The organism is Bradyrhizobium sp. MOS001 (assembly GCF_004634465.1).
GTDB lineage: Bacteria > Pseudomonadota > Alphaproteobacteria > Rhizobiales > Xanthobacteraceae > Bradyrhizobium > Bradyrhizobium barranii.
The window spans coordinates 185970-210308 of record NZ_SPVJ01000003.1 but is presented as its reverse complement, the minus strand read 5'-3'; the positions used below and the strand labels follow the sequence as shown (position 1 = coordinate 210308).

Here is a 24339-nt window from a genome sequence, read left to right as displayed (position 1 = left end):
GCAACGGCGATTCCACCTGAAATGGTGTTGCTATGCCGTCATGCCCGGGCTTGTCCCGGGCATCCACGTTCTTCGTCCCGCGCGGCAAAGCGTGGATGGCCGGGACAAGCCCGGCCATGACGATGTGGAGGCAGTCAGTACTGCGGCTCGTACATCTGGGACTGGACCAGGCCCTTCACGTCGTTGGGTGCGGGTCCGTCGGCGAGACCGCGCTGGTAGGCGACGTCTGCCACCGCAACGGCGATGCGGGCCGAGACCTCGCGAATGCGAGGGAGTGCCGGATAGAGGCTGCCCTGCGCGAGGTCCTCCTTGCCGACGCAATCGGCGAGCGTATGGGCGGCCGCCATGAACATCTCGTCCGTCACCAGGCGCGAGCGGCTGGCGATGACGCCGAGGCCGACGCCGGGGAAGATGTAGGAGTTGTTGCCCTGGCGCGGCACGAAGGTGCGGCCGTTGAGCGTCACCGGATCATAGGGACTGCCACAGGCGAACAGTGCGCGGCCCTCGGTATAGCGGTAGGCATCCTCGGCCGAGCATTCGGCCTTCGAGGTCGGGTTGGAGAGCGCGAACACGATCGGCTGCTCGTTGAGCGTGGCCATCGCCTTGAGCACCTCGGGCGTGAAGGCGCCGCCGACCGCGGCCACACCGATGATCGCCGTCGGCTTCAGCGTCTTGATCGCGGTGAGGAAATCGGCGATCGGCGCCTGGCCGGCATGGGCATAGCGCAGCTTATGGCCCGAGAGGCCGTCACGGCCGCCGACGACGAGGCCGCGGGAATCCACCAGCCAGTTGCGCCGGAGAGCTTCCGCCTCGGAAATTCCCTCCGTCATCATGGCGGAGACGACGAGATCGGCGATGCCGGTTGCCGCCTCGCCTGCACCGAGGAATAGGATGCGCTGATCCCTGAGCTTGCCGCCATTGACGCGCAGCGCCGAGAACAGGCCGGCGAGTGCCACGGCCGCGGTGCCCTGGATGTCGTCGTTGAAGACGCAGGCCTCGTCCCGATATTTGTGCAGCAGCTTGAACGCCGAGTGATTGGCGAAATCCTCGAACTGGATCAGCACGCCCGGAAACGTCTTTCGCGCGGCCTGCATGAACTCGTCAACGAAGCTATCATAGGCCTCGCCGGTGAGCCGCCGCTCGCGCAGTCCAAGATAATAGGGATCGTTCAAGAGCTCTTCGTTGTTGGTGCCGACGTCGAGCACGATCGGCAGGCAATGCTCGGGATGCACGCCGGCGCAGGCGGAATAGAGCGAGAGCTTTCCGACCGGGATGCCCATGCCATTGGCGCCGAGATCGCCCAGCCCAAGGATGCGTTCGCCATCGGTCACGACGATCAGCTTGGCCGGATAGGGCCAGTTCTTCAGGATCTCGGCGATCTGGCCGCGATCGCGCGATGAGATGAACATGCCACGCGGCCGCTGGAAGATCAGGCCGTATTTCTGGCAGGCGAGCCCGACCGTCGGGGTGTAGATGATCGGCTGGATCTCGTCGATATTGTCGACGACGACGCGGAAGAACAGCGCCTCGTTGCGGTCATGCAGCGCATTCAGCGCGACGTATTTTTCAAGGTCCGTCGGCAGCGTGCGCAGATTGGTAAGCACGCGCTCGACCTGCGTCTCCATCGTCAGCACGCAGGGCGGCAGCAGGCCGCGAAGGCCGAGCGCGTCGCGCTCCGCTTCCGTGAAGGCGGTGCCCTTGTTGAGCAAGGGATCGCGCAGCAGCGTCATGCCGTGAGCGGGGTCGGATGATGTCGAATGGGCGCTGACCCGAGCAGGTCTATTCACGAATTCCCCCAGGAAGTTTCTTATTGAAGGGCAAGCATTGTCGGCCAGCGCTCACCTGAGATCAAGGACGTAGAGACTCAAGGCTCGATTGTGATCTCGCACCGCAGCGAGATTTCGCGAAAAGCGGGCATTTGCGCGCGAGAGGAGGTTAACGCAGCTGGACTACTCGGGCTTGATGTCCGCGGCCTTCACGATCGGCCACCATTTCTCGGTCTCTGCCTTCTGGAATGCGCCGAGCGCCGAAGGCGATTGCTGGTCGGCAGGCGGAATCTCCTGCCCCAATTCGGCGAAACGCTGCTTGACAACGGGATCGGCAAGCACCGCGACGATGGCCGCGTTGAGCTTTGTGACGATCTCCTTCGGCGTGTTCTTCGGTGCCCAGATGCCGTGCCAGTAGGAGATGTAGAGACCGGGCAGGCCCGCCTCGTCGACGGTCGGGATATCAGGCGCGGACGCGAGCCGCGTCGGCGACGTCACTGCGAACGCCTTGATCGCGCCGTTCTTGTATTGCGGCAGCGAGTTCGAGGCCTGATCGAACATGATGTCGATCTGGCCTGCGACGAGATCGATCATGGCGGGTCCGGCGCCGCGATAAGGCACGAACTGGAAATCGGTCCCGGTCTTCTCCTTGAAGAAGACGCCTGCGACGTGCGCGCCCGTGCCTGCACCAGCTGTGCCAGCAGTCGCCTTGCCGGGGCTGGCCTTCAGCCACGCAATCATCTCTTTCAGATTGTTGGCCTCGAGCGATTTCCGGCCGACGATCAGCTGCGTTCCCATCGCGATCGTCGCGACCGGCTCGAAATCGGCGATCACATCATAGGGCAGCTTGAAGATCGCGCCGTTCAGCACATGCGTGCCCCAATGGCCGATCGTGATCATCGTGCCGTCAGGCGTCGCGCGCGCGACGCGGGCGCCCGCAATGCTGCCGGAGGCACCGGCCACGTTCTCGACCACGACGGTCGTGTGCAGTTGAGCGGCGATCCGCTCGGACAGGATCCGCGCCAGCGTGTCGGTCGGGCCGCCCGCCGCGAACGGCACCACGAGGGTGATGGGGCGCGACGGGAACGGCTGAGCGCCCGCCGGTCCGGCCCACGCCGCGGATCCGATCAATGCGCAAATGACGATCACATGACCGCGTAGTCCGGCCCACAGCCCCTGCATTCCATCCACCCTTTTTCATCGCCCGCATGTTGTCAGCGGGCTGGGGCCGGAGTGAACGCTGCCGGGCGGGCAGAGGCAAGCTGGAAATTATGCCGAGCGCTAACCAGCCGCCCGCCGCGGGGCCAGATTGGCGGCGCCATCAGCCGGCGGCGCGATCTGCATCAGGATGGTCTGGACCGGGGATGCGACCTCGATGCCGTTCTGCTGGAAGCGCAGCTTCATGCGGCGGTTGAATTCGCGCTGGACCGGCCAGCGGCCGGCCTCCGTGCAGCGGATCTGGCCGACGATCGACACCATGGCACCATCGACCTTGTCGATGCCCCACAGTTCGAGGTCGCCGCGAATTGCCGCGCGAAACTCCGGCTCGCGGCGCATCTCCTCGACGATGTCCTTGAGAATCTGGCCGGCGCGGTCGGTGTCTTCCTTGTAGGCGACATTGACGCTGACGGACGCATTGCCGGCGCCGCGGCTGGCATTGGTGATGGTCGTGACCGCGCTGAACGGCACGATGTGCACCGCGCCGTCGCCGGCGCGCAGACGAATGGTGCGGATCGAGACGTTCTCGACCACGCCGGAGAGGCCGGAGACGCTGACGTTATCGCCGACCTGGACCGTGTTCTCCAGCAGCAGGAACAGGCCGGTGATGAGATCCTGCACCAGCTTCTGCGAGCCGAAGCCGATGGCGATGCCAACGATGCCGGCGCCGGCCAGCAGCGGCGCGACATTGACGCCGATCTCGCTCAGCGCGGTAAGGCCGACGACGGTGGCGATCAGGCAGAGCAGCGCCGTTCGCAGCATCGGCTGGAAGGTGCGCAGGCGCGCCGCGCGGGCGTAGTGCCCGTCGCGTGACAGCGTATTGATCTGGCGGTCCAGCAGCGCGTTGCTGGCTTCCCAGATGGCGGCAGCAATGAGCACGGCGATGCCGATGGTCGCCACCGCCGAAATCAGCCGGCCGCCGATCTGGCCTCCATAGAACCAGACGATGGCGTCGACGCCCCAGACTTCAAGCACGGCCACGAAGCCGATGAACGCGATCACGCTGGATACGATCTTGCGCAACAGCGGCAGATAGCGGTTGGCGCGGATCTCGAGGCCCGGAAAGCGCTGGAGGATCTCCGGCTTGATGCGGAAGCCGCGGTCGATCAGGCTCAGCGTCACCATGATGGCGACGCGCGTGATCAGCGCCACCACGACGGTGCCGACGAAATATTGCAGCAGCAGCGAATAGCCGTTGCGGATGTTGAGCGCCCACACCGCCCACAGCGCGAGGTCGAGCGCGATGGCGAGATAGTGCCAGCCGCCGGCAATGCGGTTGCGCAGGCGCGCCGCGATCCCCTGCCGCTCCGCCGGCGCGCGGATGGCTTCGGCGACCTGGCGGCGGCATTGCAGGATGATGACGACGACGAAGAGATGCACGACCAGCAACACCATGCGCAGCAGCGCGGCATAGCCGGCACGATGCAGGCCGAGCAGCAGCGCCACATTGGCGAAGGCGATGCCGGAGACGCCGACGCCGACGATGCGCCGCGCCCAGATCTCGATATAGGCCGCGGTTTCTGCCCGAACCGGAACGAGGCCAAACGGCCCCGCCAGCGCGCGGACGACGCAGATGAGCCCGCGCGAGAAGGCATAGGCATTGACGACGGCCAGGATCACGAGGCGGACGGTTGCGGGATCGCCGATCTCCGTGCCGAGCAATGCGGTTGCGACGCCGATGAAAACGAACACGGGGAGCAGCTCGAGCAGGAGACGCCCCAGCACGAAGGGCAGCCGCAGCAGCAATTGCCAGACACGTGCGAGACTGTTGCGGCGCTTGTGCAGTTCGGGCGCAGGCGTGACATCGGCGACCGATGACGGCGGATCGGCGATGGGCAGCACCTGCGCCGGCAGGCGCGCGGTTTGCGGGACGCGTCCTTCCAGGAAGGCAACGGGCCGCCGGATCGCGCGGAAGATCACCCACTCCGCCGCAATGGCGCAGCCGAGCACCAGCGCCAGCTTCCACGCGATCTCGATCAGGAGGTTGTAGGCGACGGGATCGTTGGCGGTCCGTACGATCCAGTAATAGAAGGCGGGGAAATGCGTCAGCGTCCGCGCCACGTCGGCGATCTCGCGCGAGATCTCGCCGATCTCTTCCGACACCGTGAGCAGGAGCTGTGCGCCAAGGCCGTCGGCCGAGAGCGGGATCGGCGATTTCTGCTCCGGCGCGGCGGGCACGGGCTGCTGCTGACCGGGCACATTCGCGATCACGCGCAGCGTATCGATCATCTGCGCACGTTTTTTGTCGTCCTGGAGCGTCTCCAGCGCCCGCTTGGCTTCCTCCGGCGACAGTGCGGCAGCCCTGTTGGCGGCCGGCGGCTCGGCGCGAACGGTGGAAAGAGATGAGATCGCGATGAAGAGAGCGGCGAGGAACGCCGGGGCAAGCTTGTGCGACACGAGGATTCCCTGGAAAAGCGCATGCGCCGGCGGAGTCGGGACTGTCGCCGCCGAAGCACTGCGTCATGTCGTATCGACGCTATTCGCCCCGGCGCTGTGTCGGAAGTTGGCCAACGAGGCGACATTCTCTTGGCATTTGCCGCAATGCAGGAACGGGAACCGTCGGCTCCGCGCGGCCGGACATCAATCGATGTGCGATGCGCACAACAGAATCCTCCCGTCATTCCGGGAGTCGGCCCGGAATGACGGCGAGGAGGAGGAGAAAGCAGGATGTCAAAGCGCCTGTCATGGCGGCCGCATCACGGCCATCCGACACGATCGGTGTGATGCAAAATACAGCGCCGGGTAGGTAGGGGCTTTGCCTCACTGATGCAGCCCGCTAAACCTTTACCCGGCGTGCCGTTCGCGGTTTCTGCCGCTATGCGATAGTCCGAACGAGCTCCATCGCACTTAACGCGGCTGGATCTGCGGAGGTGGTGTCATAGACCTCCCCTTGCTCTTGAGGTGGACGACGCGTCGCTTGTTTGCGACCAACAGCATGCTCCTCCCGTGACATAAAACTGTCAAGCAGGATCAATGGTGCCGGTATCACATTTGAGGCCGTGTTCCCTCCCACCTCGACAGATTGATCGCAGTGGATCAGGGAATAAATTCCCTCCCGCCGCGTTTGTGTCAGAGAGTCCATTCGCCTTCCGCATTCCATCCATTTCCAGAAAGCAAGACATGAAAGCATTACTTTGCATCGCCGCTGTTGCGGCCCTCCTGACTGGATCAGCCTTCGCGCAGACCCCGCCGCAGACCTCGACCAAGAAGGTCGACGGCACCGAGAACGTTTACGTCTTCCGCTATGGCGGTCATCAGTCGATGTTCGTCGTGACGCCGCAGGGCGTGATCGCGACCGACCCGATCTCATATTTGCGTCCGGCAAAGCCCTATATCGACGCCATCAAGGCCGTCACCGACAAGCCGATCAAATACGTCATCTACAGCCACCACCATTACGACCACATCGCCGGTGGCCAGCCCTTCAAGGATCTCGGTGCCACCTTCATTGCGCACCGGCGGACCAAGGAGCGCCTGCTCGAGCTAAAGAAGCAGAATTCGCTGCTCGCCGATGTCGTGATGCCGGACCAGGTGATCGACGACAAGAAGAGCATCACGCTCGGCGGCACCACGCTCGAGCTGAACTATGTCGGCCGCAACCATTCCGACAATTCGCTGGTGATGCGGCTGCCGAAGGAGAAGATCGTCTTCGTCGTCGACTTCGCGCCGATCGAGTCCGTGCAGTTCCGCAACATTCCCGACAACGCCTCGCCGATCGAGTATATCGCCTCGCTAAAGAAGCTGGCCTCGCTCGACTGGGAGCGGATGATCCCCGGCCATCCCTATGCCGGCGGGCGCTTCGGCACCAAGAAGGACGTCGAGGACGACATCGCCTACATGGAAGATCTGTCCGCAGAGGTGAAGAAGGCCGCCGATGCCGGCAAATGCTTCGACACCGCGATGAAGGAAGTGAAGCTGCCGAAATACGAGAAATGGGCGAATTACGAGACCGCCCTTCCCGCCAATATCGAGCGCTTCTGCTACTGGTGGGGCCGCGGGTATTGAGGGTCGGCTTGCTCAGACGCGACGAGCTTCGCTCGCGCTGAGATCGTGGGGTGGGCAAAGGCGCTCTTGCGCCGTGCTCACCACCTCTCGCCGGATGAAGATTGGTGGGCACGCTTTGCTTTGCCCACCCTAGGGATCGCCGCTAGCGAACGCGCCGCCCTGTCCTCGCCGACGGCGCCTGCGCGAAATACGGATTCGTCAGACATGTCGCCGGACGCCCCTGCGCGCTTGCCTGGCACTGGGCGAACGAGGAGAAAATGCAGTCCATCCGCTCGCCCTCCAACTCGCCGAAGACGTGCAGGCAGACCGGCGCATCGCCCCCATAGGTCTGGGCGCGCGCGGAACCGGCGATCAAGAGCGCGGCGAACAGGGAAACGACGACAGCAGGCTTGTACACGACAACCTCGAAATCAGAGAAACATCTCAGTCAAATCAACCGTCGACGAGCTGCCGATCCAGTCAAAGTTTTGCGTCAGCCAGATTCGCGCGGCCTCGCGCCCCTCGTCACGCAGGCGGCACAAGAGGCTCCATTCGGGATGGAACTGCGTGGCCGTTCCGAGCTGCGACATCAATTGGTCGTTTCCAATCCAGTGCATGAACATGCGGCTGTGCGTGTTGCGATCGAGCTCGCCATTATCGATCAGCCGGGTCGCGAAGGCAATCGCGCGCATCTCACGCATCAGTGACGAATTGAAGCTGATCTCGTTGATGCGATGGAGAACGTCGGCGGCACTCGCCGGCAGTTCGTCACGCCGGATCGCGGTCACCTGCACGATGATGACGTCTTGGCTACCTTTTCGATAGATCAGCGGAAAGATCGCGGGATTTCCGAGATAGCCGCCATCCCAATAATGCTCGCCGTCGATCTCGACCGCCTGGAAATATGGCGGCAGACAAGCCGAGGCGAGCACGGTCTCCGCGCTGAGCAGCGGCGTCTGGAACACCTTGATCTTGCCGGTACGGACATTCGTGGCGTTGAGAAATAGCTGCGGTGCGTCCGGCGATGAATTGAGCCGATCGAAATCGACCACGCGTAGCAGCAACGACCGGCGCGGATTGAAGTGGAGGGGGTTGAGCAGGTTCGGCGGCACCGTGTGCGTCAGCGTGTGGATGAAAGCATGGACAGGGTGATATTCCGGCGGCAGCTTGAGGGCCTGGATCAACTGGTTGAGTGGCGAGAACAGGTCATAGACCTGATCCATCCGCGAGACCTCGTACCAGAACGCATGCAGGTTCTGCCGCGCCCCCTCGGCTCCGCCGATGGCCATGCCTGAGGCCAGCACCACCGCATTCATCGCGCCCGCGCTTGTAGCGCTGATCGCCTCGATGGCGAGCCTGCCGTCCTCGAGCACGTGGTCCAGCACGCCCCAGACGAAGGCGCCGTGCGCGCCGCCGCCCTGAAGCGCGAAGTTGACGTTCTTCTGGTTGCTGGTCTCACGGGCGGTCACTTTGCGGGCTTCCTGCCTCCCTTCCCCTCGTGCTCCAGCGCCTTGCGCACTTCGTCGAATTCGCCAAGCGAGGCCTTGTCGGCGCGGGGGAAGCGCAGGTCCAGCTTTTCGAGCGCCGCGACGATCGCCGAGCCGATCACGACGCGCGCGAACCATTTGTGGTCGGCCGGCACGACATACCAGGGCGCGTGCGACGTTGCCGTATGCCGGACGATGTCCTGATAGACCGCCTGGTAGCGCGGCCACAGCGCGCGCTCCTTGATGTCGTCCATCGAGAACTTCCACTGCTTGGCCGGTTCCTCGAGCCGCTCAAGGAAGCGCTCGCGCTGCTCCTCCTTGGATAGATTGAGGAAGAATTTCAGAACCACCGTGCCGTTGCGGCTGAGGTGGCGCTCGAAGGCGGAGATGTCCTCGAACCGCTCCTTCCAGATGTTCTTGGTGACGAGCCTTTGCGGCAGCTTCTGCTTGGCAAGAATCTCCGGATGCACCCGCGTGACCAGGCACTCCTCGTAATGGGAGCGGTTGAAGATGCCGATATGGCCGCGCTCGGGCAGCGCGATCGCGTGGCGCCAGAGGAAATCGTGATCGAGCTCCTTGGTGCTCGGCGCCTTGAAAGCATGGACCTCGCAGCCCTGCGGGTTGATGCCCTCGAAGATCGCCTTGATCGCAGAATCCTTGCCGGCGGCGTCCATGGCCTGGAGCACGATCAGCACCGACCAGCGGTCCTGCGCGTAGAGCTTCTCCTGAAACTCGATCATCCGCTTCTTGTTGGCGTCGAGAATCTCCTGCGCCTTCTCCTTGTCGAGATCGCCCTTCTCGTTGGTCTTGTAATCCTTGAGGTGAAACTTGCCCGATCCGTCGTAACGGAACGGCGTGATGTAGCTGTCAAGTTCCTGGGCGAGCGATTTGGACGGCTTCTTGCTCATGAGCGCGGGGCACCTTGCGTTGCGGCTTCAATCGGTCGAGCAGGCTACCAAGGATGCCCTTGGGAAGGAATATGATGAAAAGGACCAGCAGCACGCCATAGACGAGGTTGTCCCAGCCGACCGCCTTGGTGCCGAAGCCGATACGCAGGGTTTCCGCCAGCAGAATGGTGATGACAGCGCCAAAGGTCGGGCCGAGCGAGACGAACAGGCCGCCGACAATGGCCGCGAACACCATCTGGAGCGACACCGCGATGCCGCTGACGGTGTCGGGGGTGATGAACATCTGGTACTGGCAGTAGATTGCGCCGGCGAGCGCCGTCATCACCGCACTGAGCAGCGTGATTTTCAGCTTCTCCGCGGTGACATCGACGCCGGCGGCGGCCGCGGCATCCTCGTCCTCCGAGATCGCCTCGAGCGCGTAGCGGGCCATGCTGCGGTCGACCCAGTGCCAGACCACGATGCCGAAAAGCCAGACCCCGAGCGCGATCAGATACCAGGTCGTCTTGTCGTCGAATTGCAGCGCCAGCAGCTTGTTGCCCGAGGCGCGATTTGGCGTATAGCCGAGCGAGCCGCCGGTATAGTCGCGCGTGGCCGTGATGACCTGGAGCACGATGCCTGACAGCGCCAGCGTCACCAGCACGAAATAATGTCCGGTGATGCGGAAGCGGAAGCAGGGGTAACCGACGATCAGCGCCAGCGCACCCGCCGCAACCATGCTGATTGGAATGCCGATCCAGGGCGACCAGCCCAGATGATTCCACAGCAGCGCGGTGACATAGGCGCCGATCCCCATGAAGCCGCCATGGCCGAGCGAGACCAGACCGAACCGTCCCATCATCGACCAGGACGTGTAGGCGAACGACCAGATCAGGATCAGCACCAGGATGTGCAGATGATAGGGATCGCGATAGACGAAGGGCAGCGCGACCAGCGCCGCCAGCCCCACCGCCCATGCCGCAAGCCGCCCCTGCCCCATCATCGGCGCCTCGCAAGCAGGCCCGCGGGCCGGATGAACATCATGACGATGAAGAAGGCGAAGGCGAGCACGTAGCCCCATTCGAGGTCGGAGAACAGGCCGCCGAGCGATATGATCTCGGCGAACACAAAGGCGGCGATGAAGCCGCCGATGAAATTGCCGAGCCCCCCGAGCACGCAGATCAGGAAGGTGATCGGTCCGAAGGAGAGGCCGACGAAGGGATGCACGTCATATTGCAGCACCAGCAGGCAAGCGGCGAGCCCAGCCAGCGCGCCGCCGAGCGCGGAGGTGATGAGATACATTCTCTTCGTGTCGACGCCCATCAGCGCCATGATCTGCCGATCCTGGGAGATGGCGCGGATCGCGGTGCCGGTGAAGGTGCGGGTCATGAACAGGTACACTGCGACCATGCCGACCAGCGCGGCCAGAAAGGATAGCAGCCGCGCGTAGCTGAAATTCATGTCGCCGAAGGCGAGCACCGGCAGGCGGATGCCGAGATTGCGGAAGTCGATGCCGAAGGCGACGGTGGCAAAGCTCTGGAGCACGAACAGCACCCCGCCTGTCGCAAGCAGCTGGTTGATCGGCGGCGCGGTGAGCAGCGGCGCGATCACGAGGTAGTGCAGCGCAGCGCCGAGGATCGCGACGAGCAAAATGGTGAACGGCGCTGCGATGAAGTAGCTGAGGCCGTAGTACTGCACGATGAAATACATGGCGTACATGCCGATCATCACCAGCTCTGCGTAGCAGATCCAGGTCACGTCGATGACGCCAAAGATCAAGTTGAGCCCGAGCGCGAGCAGTGCCAGCACGCCGCCGAGCAGGATGCCGTTGATCACGGCCTCCAGCAGATAGATGTCGAAAATGCCCAAAAAAGCTTGCATGCCTGCATGAACCTCATACCCCGAGATACGCTTCCTTGACCGTGTCACTCGCCAGCATCTCGGCCGAGGTGCCGGACGCCCGGATCGTGCCCGCCTCGATCAGATAAGCGCGATCAACCACTTTTAGCACCTGCTGCACGTTCTGCTCGACGATCAGCACCGTCAGGCCGCGGGCGCGGATTCGCTTCACCAGCTCGAACACCTGCTGCACCACGACCGGCGCCAGCCCCGCCGACGGCTCGTCGAGCAGCAGGAGTTTTGGATTCGACATCAGCGCGCGGCCGATCGCGCACATCTGCTGCTCGCCGCCGGACATGGTGCCGGCCATCTGGTGGCGGCGTTCCTTCAGGCGCGGAAACAGGTCGAACACGACATCCAGCCGCTCGGCATAGTGGCCGCGCGCCTCCTTCATGAAGGCGCCCATCTTGAGATTGTCGTCGACCGTGAGCTGCGGAAACAGCCGCCGGTTCTCCGGCACATGGGCGATCCCGAGGCTGACGATCTTGTGCGGCGGCGTCGCCACGACATCGACGCCCTCCATCCTGATCGACCCGCGCGTGGGACGGATCAGGCCGGAGATGACGCGCATCAGCGTGGTCTTGCCGGCGCCGTTCGGACCGATGACGCCGACGGCCTCGCCCGCCTTCACGTCGAGATTGACGTCGAACAGCGCCTGGAACGTGCCGTAACCCGCGCTGACCGAACGAAGCTCCAGCATCGTCTAGCCTCCCGAGCGGCGGCGCGCTTCCGCCGCCGCGGCCTGCGTGGTCTCGGCATCGGTGCCGAGATAGACCTCGATGACGCGCGGGTCGCCGGCAACCGCGCTCGGCAAGCCTTCCGAGATCTTCTCGCCGTGATCGAGCACCATCACGCGGTCGACGACGCGCATCAGCACGCCCATGATGTGCTCGACCCAGATGATGGTGATGCCGAGCTCGTCGCGGATGTTGCGCAGCATGTCCGCCGCCTGGTCCATCTCGGTCTCGTCGAGACCGCCGAGGCTCTCGTCCGCAAGCAGCAGTTTTGGCGCGGTCGCGAGCGCCTTCGCAAGTTCGAGCTTCTTCAGGCCGGCTGCGCCCAGGCCATCGACGCTGGCATGGCGATCGGTCGGCAAGCCCACCATCGCAAGTGACCGCTCGGCCGCCTCCTCCGCCCTGGCACGACTGTGGCGGCCCTGGCCGTAGAAGCCGGCCAGTGCGACATTCTCGAAGATTGTCAGGCGTCGGAACGGCCGCGGAATCTGGAAGGTACGGCCGATGCCGCTGTTGATGATCCGGTGCGGCGCTAGGCCTGCGATCTCGGCGCCGCCGAACAGGATCGAGCCGGATGTCGGCGCCAGGGTGCCGGAGAGCATGTTGAAGATCGTGCTCTTGCCCGAGCCGTTGGGGCCGATCAAGCCGAGGATCTCGCCCTGATCGACCCGAAACGACACGTTGTTGACGGCGGTGAAGCCACCAAACCGCTTCACCAGCCCGCTGACTTCCAGCACCGCCCTGCTCCGCCGCTACTGGTTGCTGTAGGTGGTGCCCTTCGGCAGCGGCAGCACGGCCTCGCGCTGCGCCTGACTCTTGGGCCACACCACAGAGGATTTGTCGTCGATGTACTGGATCACGACCGGGAACGACCGCTCGTTCTGCCCGGCCATCGGCGTGCCCTCGCCGTAGAACTTGACGCCGAAGCCGAGCATCGTGCCGCCTTCGGGGATGTCGGTGTCGAGCGCGGCCTTGCGCAGCGCGTCGGGATCGACGCCGCCATACTTCTTGATCGCGCGCGGCAGCACATCACTCATGAACACGTAAGTGTTGGACGCGCCGATGCCGACATGCGCGGAGCGGATGGCAACGCCGGGCCTGATCTTGTCGAACTCCTCGCCGACCATCTTGATCACGGGCGGGAGCTTCGGATCCATGGTCTTCTGGTTGGCGAGCCAGATCGAGATCGGGTCGGTGTTGAAGATGTAGGTGGCGTCAGCCCCCATCCCCTCTTTCAGCTTCTCGTAGACGCCGTAGCCGGCGCCATGGCCCATCAGCGCGCCGAACTTCAGCCCCTGCTCGCGGGCCTGGCGCAGCAACAGCGTGATGTCAGGGTTGTAGCCGGTGTGGAAAATGACATCGGGCTTGGCGCGCTTCAGCTTGGTCACCAACGCGGAGAGATCCGGCGCCGTCGCCGAATAGCCTTCCTTCATCACAACGTTGAAGCCCGCCTTCTTCGCGCCGGCCTCGTTGCCCCTGGAGACGTCGACGCCATAGGCGCCATCCTCGTGGATGATGGCGACGCGCAGGTCCTTCGGCTCCTTGTCGAACTTCGCCTTGGCATTCTGCGCGATGAAATCCATCGTCATCATGCCGAACTGGTCGCCGCTCGCCTGCGGGCGGAAAACGTATTTGTAGCCCTTGTCGTTGAACACGGCCGACGAGATGCAGGTCGTCATCCACATGAACTTCTTGAGCTGCTCGACGCGGGCAGCGACCGGCACGCATTGCGCCGATGAGAAGAAGCCGAGGACCATGTCCACCTTCTCCTGCTCGAGCAGGCGGACGGATTCGTTGATGGCGATGTCGGGCTTGCTCTGCGCGTCGGCGTAGACCGCCTCGATCTTGTAGCCCTCGACGCCGGTCTTGGCGAAGTAGTCGAGAATGATCTTTGCGCCGATATAGCCGAGCTCAGATCCACCGCCCGCGAGAGGCCCGGTAAGGTCGAAAACAACGCCGATCTTGATCTTCTTCTCTTGAGCCTGAGCCGAAGCCATCAAGCCCGTCGCTGATATCGCGACCAACAGCCCACGTACCAAGCGGGCAGCCATGCGCAGGCGCATCAAAACCTCCCTGGACGATTGTGCATTGCAGTCTTCTTGCTTTTGCTTTTTGGCCCATCACATGGGCTGGGGGCAGCGATGTCAAGCCTCGCGCTTCAGCGCGACGCGAACTGCTGCTCGATAAAGGCCGTGACAAATCGCGGCATGGTCGGCGTGAGATCACTCATCCCGCGCACAAGATGAATGGCCGACAGCTCCGGATCGTCCTCGCGGGCGAGGTTGGCCTCGATCCGGGCCCGGGCCACGTCACCCGGCATGTCCAGGTTGATAATTTGAATCATTGCAATCGACGGACCAGTGACGACACAGTGCCAGTCCGGCTGGGTCCGGTAGTCGGCCGCGGTCAAGCCGGTCTCTTCCCCGAGTTCGCGGATGACACTGCCGGGAATGTCGAGCGCGCCGTCACTGACGTCGTCCAGATCGGGCGTGCCCGAGGGGAAATAGATGCGGCCCGCATTGGCGGTGTGCTGCGCCATCTCGCCCATGATGAAGGCGCCGTCGGAGGCGCGCAGCGCGCCCATGCCAAAACCGTTGAACACGGCCTTGTCGGGAAAGCCCCAGTCGCGCCAGGCAAGGAAGCTCGCGAAATCAGTCTCGAAATAGGTCGCGGCGAGATGGCCGTCCGTGAACACGGCATCGCGCCCGAGCAGGACGCGGCCGTTCCACATCTTCGGCCGCTCGCGCTGCTTCTCGGCGAAATGCGCCGCAATCTCGGCGCGGCGCTCTTCGGCGAACGGCCAGGCGATTGGCCGCACGGCAAGATCAAGCGTCGTGACGCGATGAATGACCAATGACGTCATGACACCTGATTACAACACCTTCGCGTCAGTTATTTGGCGTTCCCCGTGGTCTTCTTGGCCTGATCGACGTACTTGTTGGTAAAGGTCTTGCTGACGTCGATCTTGGCGGCGGCCACCTCGGGCGAGCCGACGCTGAACACCGCGAGCACCGCGTCCGCGCCCTTCGGGTCCATCTTGCCGGTTTCGGAGAACATCGGGATCGTGTTCTTCAGCGCGGCGAGATAAAGCTCCTTGTTCTTGCCGACCATCTCGTCCGGCATCTTCGCCATGATCTCCTCCGGCGAATGCGAATGGATCCAGCCGATCGTGGCCAGCATTGCGTTGGTGAGCGCCTGCGTTTCCTTCTCGTGGCCGTTGATCCAGGCCACGGTCGAGTACAGCGCGCCGCCCGGATATTCGCCGCCGAACGTCTCGAGCGTGTCCTTCTGGGTCCGGGTGTCGCTGAGGATGCGCAGATCCTTGTGGCTGCCCTGGAGCACGGTGACGGAGGGATCGAGCATCACGGCCGCATCGAGCTGACCCTGCTCCATCGCGGCGACCGCGGTGGCACCGAGGCCGACGCCGATCACGGCGGTGCCGGCGGGATCGAGCCCGTTCTTTTTCAGGAGATATTTGAGGAAGAAGTCGGTGGAGGAGCCGGGCGCGCTGACACCGACCTTCTTGCCGGCGAGGTCCTTGACCGACTTGATGTCATTGGTGCGCGAGGGCGCGACCACCAGCACGAGGCCGGGATAGCGGTCATAGACCACGAAGGCCTGAAGCTCCTGCTTCTTGGCGGCGAGATTGACGCAATGGTCGAAATAGCCGGAGACGACGTCGGCGCTGCCACCGAGCACGGCCTTCAGCGCGTCCGAGCCGCCCTTGAGGTCCACGAGCTCGACATTGAGGCCCGCCTTCTCGTATTCGCCGAGTTGCTTGGCCAGCACCGTGGGCAGATAGCACAGGCAGGCGCCGCCTCCGATCGCGATGGTCACCTTGCTTTGCGCCGCGGCAAGACCGGTGGTGAACGTCAGCGCGAGCAGCGCGCCGGCGAGCCTGGCAATCGTGTTCTTCATTGGTTTCCTCCATTCGGCCGGCGGCACCATAGAGCAGCGGGACTGGCTTGAGAAGCACCGCTTAAGTGGCACTGGCCATTGGCCTTTCGGCGCAATAACATGCTCAGACAAGAACAATTCTTGATGGGGAGGATCATCCATGAATCGCCTTGCAATCGGGCTGTCGATCGCCGCCGCCTTTGCCGCCGGATGCGGCGCAAACCAACTGCTCCGGCCGGCGCTGGCCGCGGAGAACGTCACCGCGCAGATCATCCATACCGGCGAGATGGAAGGCGACGCGCTCGGGCCCGCCAACAATGTCGGCTACCGTTCCAAGATGTTTGCCAGCGCCGACGGCGCCACCATCTCGATCCAGGTCGGCAATGTGCCCAAGCACATGCATCCCAACACCAACGAGATCCAGTACATCCTCGACGGGACCGGGACGATCTGGCTCGGCGACAAGGAGGTGACGGTGAAACCTGGCGACCTCGTCATCATCCCCAAGGGCACGCCGCACGGCGGCACCAAGCCGATCAGCGGTCAGGTCAAGGCCATCGCGATCAAGACGCCGCCGCAGGCGCCCGATGACACCAAGCTGCTGGACTAGGCTCCCCGCAACTCGGGCCGGTTGAACGTTCGGGCTCGCACTGCCGTGCGGGCCCGTTCCGTGAATCCCGGCGCTAGATCGGGCGCGTCTGCTTCCGGATCTCGTTCGCGATCGGCTTGAGGGTGTCTCCCGGAAGCTGGCCGACGAGCGTGTAACCCATGCCGCCATCCGCCCACACGAAGCCCGCGACATCGCCGGTCGATTGCGGCATCATCGGCGTATCCAGATTGCGGTTGCTCATCGGACGCGTCAGCACGACAAGCCGGTCGCCGTGATCGTCATCGTACATGAACATCGCGGCCGGGCCGTGCGACGTCGCAACCAGGCGACCGCCCATCAGCCGATAGCCGGATACAGAGAGATCCGGCACCTTGACCGGCTGTTTCAGCCGATTCGATACCCATCGCGTGAGCTCGGCACTGTCGGACGCGCGTATCTCGACCGGCCGCACGCGGTCCGGTGCGTAAACGCCATACGAATAGGCCGCCTCCTGTGCCAGCGCAGACAGTCCGTTCGAGCCCTCCTGCAAGACGCCGCGCATGGTCCACCCGCCGAGACCGCCGATGCCGAGAAGCAACATCGCAGCGATCGCCCACCACGCCCGCATGGGAGACCGCCTCCGGCTCTCGATGATGTGCGACAGATTCAGCTCGGCCGGCAACGGCTCGTCGGCGATCGACGCAAACGCCCCGCGCAGCTCCTCCCGCTGGGTGGCGAAGGCCGCAACGCGCGCGGCGACATCCTGATGATCGTCCAGATAGGATGCGACCTCCGCGCGCCGCTCAGGCTCGAGCGCCTGGTCGACATAGGCGTGGAGATCGTCCTCGGTGATCGGCCGCCGGTTCATTTCACGCCCCGCAATGCCACGACGTTCCCTGGAGCCACGCCCTCCATCTCCTGCAATAGCCTCTCCCGCGCGCGCGACAGGCGCGACATCACGGTCCCGACCGGAATCTTCAGCACTCCCGCGGCGTCCGCGTAGGATAGATCCTCAACCGCAACAAGCAACAACACCGCACGCTGCTCTTCCGGCAGTCTCGCAAGCTTTTTCAGGACATCCTGATAGATCAGCCTGTGCTCCTGCGCGGCGGCGCTGGCGAGCTCACGCTCGCCTGCATCGTCGATCGGCATATGCCTGCCCCGCGCCGTCGCCTGGCGGAATTGCGTGACCGCCAGATTGTGGAGGATGCTGAACAGCCAGGCGCGCACGCTGCCGTCGCGCCGCTGATGCCAATGGCTGACGGCACGCTCCAGGCAATCCTGAACCAGATCATCGGCAGCCACGCGATCGCGCAAAAGCGCGCGCGCGTAGCGGCGGAGCGCGGGGATAAGCGGCTCGACCTGAACCAGCATGTCCTTCACGAGGCGCTCCACCTGCCCTTTGCCGACGTCGGACGGCGCGTCATTGCGCCTCGATCTGGACCGCCTCACCGGGCATAGCCGCGTCGCCGGCCGCAATCACCAGGTACCGCCTTGCTTCAGCGGCAGACTGGTCGACGATCTGCCGGATCGGACCGGCCACATTGACGATGGCAGATCCAGCCGGATTGGTCATGAACGCCGCCAACGGCTGCAACGGGCCACTGCCGTCGCCATGCTCCGCCAGGGCAAGCACATATTTCTGCTTGGGCTGAAGTCCCGTCACCGAAGCCTGTAAGATCTGAATCAGGCCCTGATCGAACAGCGACACGCTGGTCGGCGCCGTGCCGTCCTTCGCACCGTCCTTCGACGCAAGCGCGAGATGAGCGACCTGGCCGGCAACGCCGAGTGCCTGCAAATTCTGGCGGTCATCAGGGTTGGGCGCGGCATTTGGAACATACGCGATCGCCTGCGGCGCCTGACCGATCGGAACGTTCCCGACCACTTTATTGGTCGCCGTGTCGATGGCCGCGAGCGCGTCGGCGTTCTCCAGCCCCACATAGATTCGTGTGCCGTCGCCCGACGGCCAGACGCCGTGCGGCAGATTGCCGACCGGGATCGTCGCGACCTGCGAGAAATCGTCGGTGCGGAACACCTTTACTTCGTTCAGGCCACCGATGGTGACGTAGGCGAACGTGCCCTTGGCGGTGTGCGCGAAATTGACGTGGTTGGTGATCGGCCCGGTATCGATCGTCTTGATCGCGTTGAACGGTGGCTTGGCGTTGAACACCTGTGTCCGGCCGACGTCCTTCAGCGTGAACCACACCTGGTTTCCATCCGGCGTCGCCGCGATGTTCGGGCAGAATGGGCTCTCCTGCTTCACCGTGGCGACGATCTTGTGCTCGGCCACCGCGACGACGTCGGTCTCGGGATTGAACGACGAGCAGATGTAGCCGTATTTGCCGTCGGGTGAGAAAATCTGCATGCCCGGCCCGTTCGGGGTCGTGATGCGGGTCTTCTCCTTGAAGCTGATCGGATCGATGACGGAGATGTAGTTCTCGCCGCGAACGGTGACCCACACTTCCTTGCCGTCCGGCGTGAAGAACGCCTCGTGCGGCGATCGTCCGACGTAAGTGATATGCTTGACCGCGTTGGTCGCGGTGTCGATGAAGCTCACCGAATTCGAGCCGATCGATACCACGGCGAGCGTCTTGTGATCGGGCGAGAAGCCCATGCCATGTACGAGCACCTGGCCCTTGTAGAGCGGGCTGAAATTGCCGGGTTGCGGGTCGCCCAGCCGGATCACGCCAAGCAGCTTGTTATCGACGGGATCGGTGACCGAGACCGTATTCGAGAACTGCTCTGCGGCGTAGACACGGTCGTGGTGGCTCACCGGAATATCGGCAGCGGACAGCGCGCCCGGCGCCTGCCCTGCCCACGCGACCGAACCCGTCGCAAGCATCGTGGCCGCCAGGAAAATGCTCTTCATCATAGTGCTTCGTGACGTGGTCATCTGCGACTCCTACTTCTTCATTCCCGTGGACACATCCATTTGCATGCCCGGATGATGATGAACGGTTGTGTTGGGAGCTGAGGGCGGTTGGGTCGGGGCGGGCGTGGTGTCTGTCGCCGGCTCGCCGATCGCGAGCTTCATGGCCGCGATCTCCTGCATCTGGTCGACGATGATTTCCTGGGCGATACGCCGCAGCTGCTCGTTCTTGCCATAGCGCAATTCGATGACCGCCATGTCGATCGCGCCCTGATGATGCGGGCTCATCATTGCGACGAAGTCGCGATCGATGTCGCCGGTCGGCTTGGCCGCCATGTCGTTCATCATCTTGGTCATCGCCGCTTCGTTTTCTTCCAAAAACGCACGCTCCTCCGCGCTCACCGCGGCCGGTGGGGCGGCCGGATGGGCTTCATGCGCGAACACGAGCAGCGGGAGTACGGACGCGACCAGAATTGGCGCGGCAAGGAACGCCGTGCCGAGGCCGGGCCTGGGCCATCGGTATCTGCTTGCAAGAGCCGCTACGGCGCGGCGAAACTGTGAGGGGGGCATCCTGAACTCCCATGCAGGTGGTTGCATGGGGGTATGACGTATGGCCGCGCGTTCTATTCCGGGCGGTCAATCACATAAACGTCAGCAGCCAAACGAGGCGGACTACCCCCGCCCGTCCACGGTCGGGCGCCAGACCAGCAGCCTGCGCTCAACCAGCGTCACCCCGAAGTCGATCAGGATGACGAAGGCCGACAACACGAACATGCCGGCGAACACGCCCGCGACGTCGAAGATGCCTTCGGCCTGCTGGATCAGATAGCCGAGCCCTGCCGCCGATCCCAGATATTCGCCGACGACCGCACCGACCACGGCGAAGCCGACCGAGGTGTGCAGCGAGGAGAACATCCACGACAGCGCCGACGGCCAATAGACGTGCTGCATCAATTGCCGCTCGCTCATGCCGAGCATGCGGCCATTGTCGAGCACGGTGCGGCTGACTTCCTTGACGCCCTGATAGACGTTGAAGAACACGATGAAGAACACCAGCGTCACGCCGAGCGCGACCTTGGACCAGATGCCGAGGCCCAGCCACAGCGCGAAGATCGGCGCAAGCACGACGCGGGGCAGCGCGTTGACCATCTTGACGTAAGGGTCGAACACTGCGGCAACCAGCGGCTGGCGCGCGAACCAGAAGCCGACCAGCACGCCGCCGAGCGATCCGATCACGAACGCCAGAATCGATTCCGTCAACGTGATGCCGAGATGCTTCCAAATCACGCCGGACGAGAACCATTTGACGATCTGGCTGAACACGTCGACCGGGTTGGAGAAGAAGAACGGCGGCAACAGGATTTTTCCGAACACCGGCACGGTCGCAAAGAGCTGCCACAGTGCGAGGCAGACGACCGCGACCAGGACCTGCAGCGCAAGCAGCGTCACGCGCGACATCAGATCGCCTCCGCCGCTTGGGTCGATTGCGCGTAGCCCTTCATCACCTCGTCCTTGAGCACGCTCCAGATCTCGCGGTGGAGCGCATGGAACTCCTTATCCAGCCGCACCTCGAAAATATCGCGCGGGCGCGGCAAGCTCACGCGCCAGTCGCCGATGATGCGCGAGGACGGCCCCGCCGACATGATCACGACGCGGTCGGCGAGCGCGATCGCCTCTTCGAGATCATGGGTCACGAACAGCACGGCCTTGCGGTCGGCATTCCAGAGGTCGAGCAGCAGATTGCCCATCACCTGGCGGGTCTGCGCATCGAGCGGCCCGAACGGCTCGTCCATCAGGAGTATCTTTGGGTCGCGGATCAGCACCTGTGCCAGCGCCACGCGCTTGCGCTGGCCGCCCGAGAGCATGTGCGGATAACGGTTGGCGAAGGCGCCGAGGCCGACGGAAGTCAGCCATTTTTGCGCGCGTTGCAGCGCCTCGGCGCGGGGCGTGCCCGCGATCTCGAGCCCGATCGTAACATTGTCGAGCGCGGTCTTCCAGGGGAACAGCGCATCGGCCTGGAACAGGTAGCCGGCGTCCCGGTTCAGCCCCGCGAGCGGCCGGTCGAAAATCTTGATGCTGCCGGCGGCGGGCTTGAGCAGGCCGGCCGCGACGTTGAGCAGGGTCGATTTCCCGCAGCCGGTCGGCCCGACGATGGCGACGAACTCGCCCTGCGCGACCGAAAGATGGGCCTTCTCCACCGCCGTATAGACCCGGTCGTCCCCCAGCCGGAACGCGACTTTGGCGTCTTCCAGCGCCACTGCCGTGGGCGTCGTCATGTATTCCCTCCGAACTTGGCCCGATGCCTTAGCCGCTCGCGCGGCCAAGTTCAATCGAGCCGCCAAGCGTGCTACGCATGGGTCCTGCCGTGCTCTTACCCTCCCCTGGAGGGGGAGGGTCGGCTCGCATGAGCGCAGCGAAATGTGAGACGGGGTGGGGTGACAGTCTCTCCTTTGAGGCAGTCCCCGCGTGGAGAGGTCACCCCACCCCGCTTCGCACTCCGCGCCGCTACATGCGAAGCGACCCTCCCCCCTCCAGGGGAGGGTAAGAGAGTGAGCCCCGCCCAATGCCTTCCAGGCCGATGATTGGCTATTCCCGCGTCAGCAAGAACTTCGGCTCACTCACGGCCGTCGACGATGTGTCGCTCGACATCGCCGAGGGCGAATTTCTGGCCATCGTCGGCGGCTCCGGCTCCGGCAAGACCACGCTGCTGCGGCTCGCCAACCGGCTGATCGAGGCCGATGCCGGCACGATCACGGTCGAGGGCGAGGATGTGCAAGCCGTCGATCCGGTCGCGCTGCGGCGCCGGATCGGCTACGTCTTCCAGAGCGGCGGGCTGTTTCCGCACCTGAGCGTCGCCGACAATATCGGGATCACGCCAAGGCTGCTGGGCGCACCGGCAGCGGACATCACCGCGCGGGTCGACGAGCTGCTCGAGCTCGTGCAACTCGACCGTCGCGCGCATCGCGATCGCCTGCCCGAGGCGCTCTCCGGCGGCCAGCGCCAGCGCGTCGGGGTGGCGCGGGCGCTCGCGGCACGGCCCCGCATCGTGCTGATGGACGAGCCGTTCGGCGCGCTCGATCCCCTCACCCGCGATGCGCTCGGCGAGGATTTTCGCGAACTGCACCGCAAGCTCGGCCTGACCACGGTCATGATCACCCACGACATGACGGAGGCGATCCTGCTCGCCGACCGCATCGCGGTGATGCGCAGCGGAGAGCTGCTGGCGCAGGGCACGCCCGCGGAGCTCTCGACGAGCGGCGACGCCTATGTGCTGGAGCTGCTGCGCACGCCGCGGCGCCAGGTCGAGCGGCTGAACGCGCTGCTGCCACAAAGCGGTGCGGCATGAGCCTGTTCGCCGATCCGCGCTGGGGCGAGGCGCTGTCGCATCTGCCCGACTATCTCGGCAACCATGTTCGGGTCAGCCTCGCCGCGCTCGCGCTTGGCCTTGCCGTCAGCCTGCCGCTGGCGATCCTGACCCGCAACCGCCCGGCGCCGCGCGCTATCCTGCTCGCGCTCGCAAGCATCGTGCAGACGGTGCCCGGCTTGGCGCTGCTCGCGCTGTTCTATCCGCTGCTGCTGCTGGTCGCGTCCGTGACACTCGCCTGGTTCGGAATCTCCTTCTCGGCTTTCGGCTTCCTGCCGGCGATGCTGGCGCTTGCGCTCTATTCGATGCTGCCGGTGCTGCGCAACGGCATCACGGGCCTCAACGGCATCGATCCCGCGCTGATCGAAGCCGCCAAAGGCGTCGGCATGACCGCGCGGCAGTCGCTCATCATGGTCGAGCTGCCGCTGGCGCTGCCGGTGATGATGGCCGGCATCCGCACCGCGGCGGTGTGGGTGATCGGCACCGCGACCCTGTCAACGCCGATCGGGCAGACCAGCCTCGGCAATTATATTTTTGCCGGGCTTCAGACCCAGAACTGGGTGTTCGTGCTGTTCGGCTGCTTTGCCTCGGCCCTGCTCGCGCTCGCCGTCGATCAGCTGCTCGGCCTGATCGAGAGCGGCTTGCGCCACCGCAGCCGCCTGCCTGCCGCGCTCGGCGGCATCGGGATCGCGGCGCTGGTCCTCGCAACGCTGGTGCCGACGATGGGACGCTCGTCGCAGAGCTATGTCGTCGGCGCCAAGACGTTCGCCGAGCAATATGTGCTGTCGGCCCTGCTGAGGGATCGCCTCCAGGCCGCCGGTCTCCCCGCGACCGCGCGGTCGGGTCTCGGCTCCAGCGTGATCTTCGAGGCGCTCAAGGCCGGCGACATTGATCTCTATGTCGATTATTCCGGCACGCTGTGGGCCAACCAGCTGCACCGCACGGACATCAAGCCGCGCGCGGAGTTGTTGGCGGAGCTCAAGACAGCGCTCGCAAAGGACCATATCACCCTGCTCGGCGAGCTCGGCTTCGAGAACGCCTATGCGCTGGTGATGCCGAAGAAGCGCGCCGAGGCGCTCGGCATCCGCACCATCGCCGATCTCGCCGCGCATGCACCGGCGCTGTCCATCGCCGGCGACTACGAGTTCTTCTCGCGCCCCGAATGGGCGGCGCTGCAAAAATCCTATGGCCTCTCGTTCCGCGCCCAGCGCCAGATGCAGCCGGATTTCATGTATGCGGCCGTCGCCAGCGGCGAGGTCGACGTGATCGCCGGCTACACCAGCGACGGACTGATTGCAAAGTACGATCTCGTCGTGCTCGACGATCCCAGGCACGCGATCCCGCCCTACGACGCGGTCCTGCTGCTGGCGCCGAAGCGGGCCGGCGATGAGCGACTACGGGCCGCGCTCGGGCCGCTGCTCGGCAAGATCGACATCGCCACAATGCGCGAGGCCAATTTACGCGCCAGCGGCAACGACGCGAATTCATCGCCGGATGCGGTGGCGAAGTGGCTTTGGGAGAAGGTGGGCAAGCGGTAGGCCCGGATTTCGTAGGGTGGGCAAAGGCGCGTAAGCGCCGTGCCCACCGTCTCTCAACACGAGCAACGGGATGGTGGGCACGCTTCGCTTTGCCCACCCTACGATCTGGG

At 64.3% G+C, this 24339-nt stretch carries 23 protein-coding genes; 4 read left to right on the top strand and 19 right to left on the bottom strand.

All coding sequences use genetic code 11. The features are described 5' to 3' along the window. Positions 1-134: 134 nt before the first annotated feature. The 3 genes from CT676_RS06685 to CT676_RS06675 form a co-directional block, all read right to left on the bottom strand. On the bottom strand, positions 135-1730 hold the full coding sequence (locus CT676_RS06685; RefSeq protein WP_244623101.1) for an NAD-dependent malic enzyme: 1596 nt from the start codon (positions 1728-1730) through the stop codon (positions 135-137). Between the two features lie 219 nt (positions 1731-1949). Beyond that, the gene (locus tag CT676_RS06680) at positions 1950-2948 is read right to left on the bottom strand and encodes a tripartite tricarboxylate transporter substrate-binding protein (protein ID WP_135214131.1); all 999 of its coding nucleotides are present in this window, start codon (positions 2946-2948) and stop codon (positions 1950-1952) included. Between the two features lie 99 nt (positions 2949-3047). Beyond that, positions 3048-5381, bottom strand: a complete 2334-nt coding sequence (locus CT676_RS06675) for a mechanosensitive ion channel domain-containing protein (protein ID WP_135214130.1) — start codon at positions 5379-5381, stop codon at positions 3048-3050. A 723-nt stretch (positions 5382-6104) separates the two neighbouring features. Here CT676_RS06675 and CT676_RS06670 point away from each other — a divergent pair. After that, complete coding sequence (locus CT676_RS06670) at positions 6105-6989, top strand: MBL fold metallo-hydrolase (RefSeq protein ID WP_167767963.1); 885 nt, start codon at positions 6105-6107, stop codon at positions 6987-6989. Positions 6990-7131: 142 nt separating this feature from the next. Here the strand turns inward: CT676_RS06670 and CT676_RS06665 are convergent, their stop codons facing one another. From CT676_RS06665 to CT676_RS06620, 10 genes are all read right to left on the bottom strand, one after another. Continuing rightward, positions 7132-7386 (bottom strand): DUF3551 domain-containing protein, encoded by a 255-nt coding sequence (locus CT676_RS06665; protein WP_071910559.1) that lies wholly within the window; start codon positions 7384-7386, stop codon positions 7132-7134. A 13-nt stretch (positions 7387-7399) separates the two neighbouring features. Then, positions 7400-8437 carry a patatin-like phospholipase family protein gene (locus tag CT676_RS06660; RefSeq protein WP_135214128.1) on the bottom strand — a complete coding sequence of 346 codons (1038 nt, stop codon included), beginning with the start codon at positions 8435-8437 and terminating at the stop codon, positions 7400-7402. After that, a complete protein-coding gene (locus CT676_RS06655; protein ID WP_135214127.1) occupies positions 8434-9363 on the bottom strand; it encodes a polyphosphate kinase 2 family protein in 930 nt (309 codons plus the stop codon). The genes CT676_RS06660 and CT676_RS06655 overlap by 4 nt, the downstream gene beginning before the upstream one ends. Continuing rightward, positions 9323-10342: a branched-chain amino acid ABC transporter permease gene (locus tag CT676_RS06650; protein WP_135214126.1), complete on the bottom strand. Its 1020-nt coding sequence runs from the start codon at positions 10340-10342 to the stop codon at positions 9323-9325. The genes CT676_RS06655 and CT676_RS06650 overlap by 41 nt, the downstream gene beginning before the upstream one ends. Then, positions 10339-11220 (bottom strand): branched-chain amino acid ABC transporter permease, encoded by an 882-nt coding sequence (locus tag CT676_RS06645; protein ID WP_063981643.1) that lies wholly within the window; start codon positions 11218-11220, stop codon positions 10339-10341. Before CT676_RS06645 ends, CT676_RS06650 begins: the two co-directional genes overlap by 4 nt. A gap of 13 nt (positions 11221-11233) precedes the next feature. Further along, positions 11234-11938 carry an ABC transporter ATP-binding protein gene (locus CT676_RS06640; RefSeq protein ID WP_028150400.1) on the bottom strand — a complete coding sequence of 235 codons (705 nt, stop codon included), beginning with the start codon at positions 11936-11938 and terminating at the stop codon, positions 11234-11236. 3 nt (positions 11939-11941) lie between these two features. Further along, positions 11942-12709: an ABC transporter ATP-binding protein gene (locus CT676_RS06635; protein WP_028150401.1), complete on the bottom strand. Its 768-nt coding sequence runs from the start codon at positions 12707-12709 to the stop codon at positions 11942-11944. A 15-nt stretch (positions 12710-12724) separates the two neighbouring features. Beyond that, entirely contained in the window at positions 12725-14035 is a 1311-nt protein-coding gene (locus tag CT676_RS06630; RefSeq protein WP_135214125.1) for an ABC transporter substrate-binding protein, read from the bottom strand. Between the two features lie 95 nt (positions 14036-14130). Beyond that, positions 14131-14835, bottom strand: coding sequence for an NUDIX hydrolase (locus CT676_RS06625; RefSeq protein WP_135214124.1), 705 nt, complete (start codon positions 14833-14835; stop codon positions 14131-14133). A 29-nt stretch (positions 14836-14864) separates the two neighbouring features. Beyond that, on the bottom strand, positions 14865-15890 hold the full coding sequence (locus tag CT676_RS06620) for an ABC transporter substrate-binding protein (RefSeq protein ID WP_167767962.1): 1026 nt from the start codon (positions 15888-15890) through the stop codon (positions 14865-14867). 139 nt (positions 15891-16029) lie between these two features. Between CT676_RS06620 and CT676_RS06615 the strand changes: the two genes are divergently transcribed. Further along, positions 16030-16479 carry a cupin domain-containing protein gene (locus tag CT676_RS06615; RefSeq protein ID WP_015684397.1) on the top strand — a complete coding sequence of 150 codons (450 nt, stop codon included), beginning with the start codon at positions 16030-16032 and terminating at the stop codon, positions 16477-16479. A gap of 73 nt (positions 16480-16552) precedes the next feature. Here CT676_RS06615 and CT676_RS06610 read toward each other — a convergent pair whose 3' ends face one another. The 6 genes from CT676_RS06610 to CT676_RS06585 all read right to left on the bottom strand — a co-directional run bounded on the left by CT676_RS06610 (position 16553) and on the right by CT676_RS06585 (position 21603). Then, the gene (locus CT676_RS06610) at positions 16553-17326 is read right to left on the bottom strand and encodes an anti-sigma factor (RefSeq protein ID WP_085401541.1); all 774 of its coding nucleotides are present in this window, start codon (positions 17324-17326) and stop codon (positions 16553-16555) included. Then, positions 17323-17832, bottom strand: coding sequence for a sigma-70 family RNA polymerase sigma factor (locus CT676_RS06605; protein ID WP_038942280.1), 510 nt, complete (start codon positions 17830-17832; stop codon positions 17323-17325). The genes CT676_RS06610 and CT676_RS06605 overlap by 4 nt, the downstream gene beginning before the upstream one ends. A 49-nt stretch (positions 17833-17881) precedes the next feature. Next, positions 17882-19351 (bottom strand): YncE family protein, encoded by a 1470-nt coding sequence (locus tag CT676_RS06600; protein WP_085401540.1) that lies wholly within the window; start codon positions 19349-19351, stop codon positions 17882-17884. 9 nt (positions 19352-19360) lie between these two features. Beyond that, positions 19361-19897 (bottom strand): DUF305 domain-containing protein, encoded by a 537-nt coding sequence (locus CT676_RS06595; RefSeq protein WP_167767961.1) that lies wholly within the window; start codon positions 19895-19897, stop codon positions 19361-19363. A 102-nt stretch (positions 19898-19999) separates the two neighbouring features. Continuing rightward, positions 20000-20785 (bottom strand): ABC transporter permease, encoded by a 786-nt coding sequence (locus CT676_RS06590; RefSeq protein WP_063981635.1) that lies wholly within the window; start codon positions 20783-20785, stop codon positions 20000-20002. Continuing rightward, positions 20785-21603, bottom strand: coding sequence for an ABC transporter ATP-binding protein (locus tag CT676_RS06585; RefSeq protein ID WP_135214122.1), 819 nt, complete (start codon positions 21601-21603; stop codon positions 20785-20787). Before CT676_RS06585 ends, CT676_RS06590 begins: the two co-directional genes overlap by 1 nt. A 287-nt stretch (positions 21604-21890) precedes the next feature. Here CT676_RS06585 and CT676_RS06580 point away from each other — a divergent pair, with 287 nt between their 5' ends. After that, positions 21891-22673 (top strand): ABC transporter ATP-binding protein, encoded by a 783-nt coding sequence (locus tag CT676_RS06580; protein ID WP_085399718.1) that lies wholly within the window; start codon positions 21891-21893, stop codon positions 22671-22673. Beyond that, positions 22670-24229, top strand: a complete 1560-nt coding sequence (locus CT676_RS06575; protein ID WP_085399719.1) for a glycine betaine ABC transporter substrate-binding protein — start codon at positions 22670-22672, stop codon at positions 24227-24229. Before CT676_RS06580 ends, CT676_RS06575 begins: the two co-directional genes overlap by 4 nt. The last annotated feature ends 110 nt before the right edge of the window (positions 24230-24339 follow it).

Bases quoted from the DNA above. Each gene is read 5' to 3' on its own strand.
- CT676_RS06685 (WP_244623101.1), bottom strand. From the start codon at position 1,730: ATGACGCTGCTGCGCGATCCCTTGCTCAACAAGGGCACCGCCTTCACG.
- CT676_RS06680 (WP_135214131.1), bottom strand. From the start codon at position 2,948: ATGCAGGGGCTGTGGGCCGGACTACGCGGTCATGTGATCGTCATTTGC.
- CT676_RS06670 (WP_167767963.1), top strand. From the start codon at position 6,105: ATGAAAGCATTACTTTGCATCGCCGCTGTTGCGGCCCTCCTGACTGGA.
- CT676_RS06655 (WP_135214127.1), bottom strand. From the start codon at position 9,363: ATGAGCAAGAAGCCGTCCAAATCGCTCGCCCAGGAACTTGACAGCTAC.
- CT676_RS06650 (WP_135214126.1), bottom strand. From the start codon at position 10,342: ATGATGGGGCAGGGGCGGCTTGCGGCATGGGCGGTGGGGCTGGCGGCG.
- CT676_RS06645 (WP_063981643.1), bottom strand. From the start codon at position 11,220: ATGCAAGCTTTTTTGGGCATTTTCGACATCTATCTGCTGGAGGCCGTG.
- CT676_RS06640 (WP_028150400.1), bottom strand. From the start codon at position 11,938: ATGCTGGAGCTTCGTTCGGTCAGCGCGGGTTACGGCACGTTCCAGGCG.
- CT676_RS06630 (WP_135214125.1), bottom strand. From the start codon at position 14,035: ATGCGCCTGCGCATGGCTGCCCGCTTGGTACGTGGGCTGTTGGTCGCG.
- CT676_RS06625 (WP_135214124.1), bottom strand. From the start codon at position 14,835: ATGACGTCATTGGTCATTCATCGCGTCACGACGCTTGATCTTGCCGTG.
- CT676_RS06620 (WP_167767962.1), bottom strand. From the start codon at position 15,890: ATGAAGAACACGATTGCCAGGCTCGCCGGCGCGCTGCTCGCGCTGACG.
- CT676_RS06615 (WP_015684397.1), top strand. From the start codon at position 16,030: ATGAATCGCCTTGCAATCGGGCTGTCGATCGCCGCCGCCTTTGCCGCC.
- CT676_RS06610 (WP_085401541.1), bottom strand. From the start codon at position 17,326: ATGAACCGGCGGCCGATCACCGAGGACGATCTCCACGCCTATGTCGAC.
- CT676_RS06605 (WP_038942280.1), bottom strand. From the start codon at position 17,832: ATGCTGGTTCAGGTCGAGCCGCTTATCCCCGCGCTCCGCCGCTACGCG.
- CT676_RS06600 (WP_085401540.1), bottom strand. From the start codon at position 19,351: ATGACCACGTCACGAAGCACTATGATGAAGAGCATTTTCCTGGCGGCC.
- CT676_RS06595 (WP_167767961.1), bottom strand. From the start codon at position 19,897: ATGCCCCCCTCACAGTTTCGCCGCGCCGTAGCGGCTCTTGCAAGCAGA.
- CT676_RS06590 (WP_063981635.1), bottom strand. From the start codon at position 20,785: ATGTCGCGCGTGACGCTGCTTGCGCTGCAGGTCCTGGTCGCGGTCGTC.
- CT676_RS06585 (WP_135214122.1), bottom strand. From the start codon at position 21,603: ATGACGACGCCCACGGCAGTGGCGCTGGAAGACGCCAAAGTCGCGTTC.
- CT676_RS06580 (WP_085399718.1), top strand. From the start codon at position 21,891: ATGCCTTCCAGGCCGATGATTGGCTATTCCCGCGTCAGCAAGAACTTC.
- CT676_RS06575 (WP_085399719.1), top strand. From the start codon at position 22,670: ATGAGCCTGTTCGCCGATCCGCGCTGGGGCGAGGCGCTGTCGCATCTG.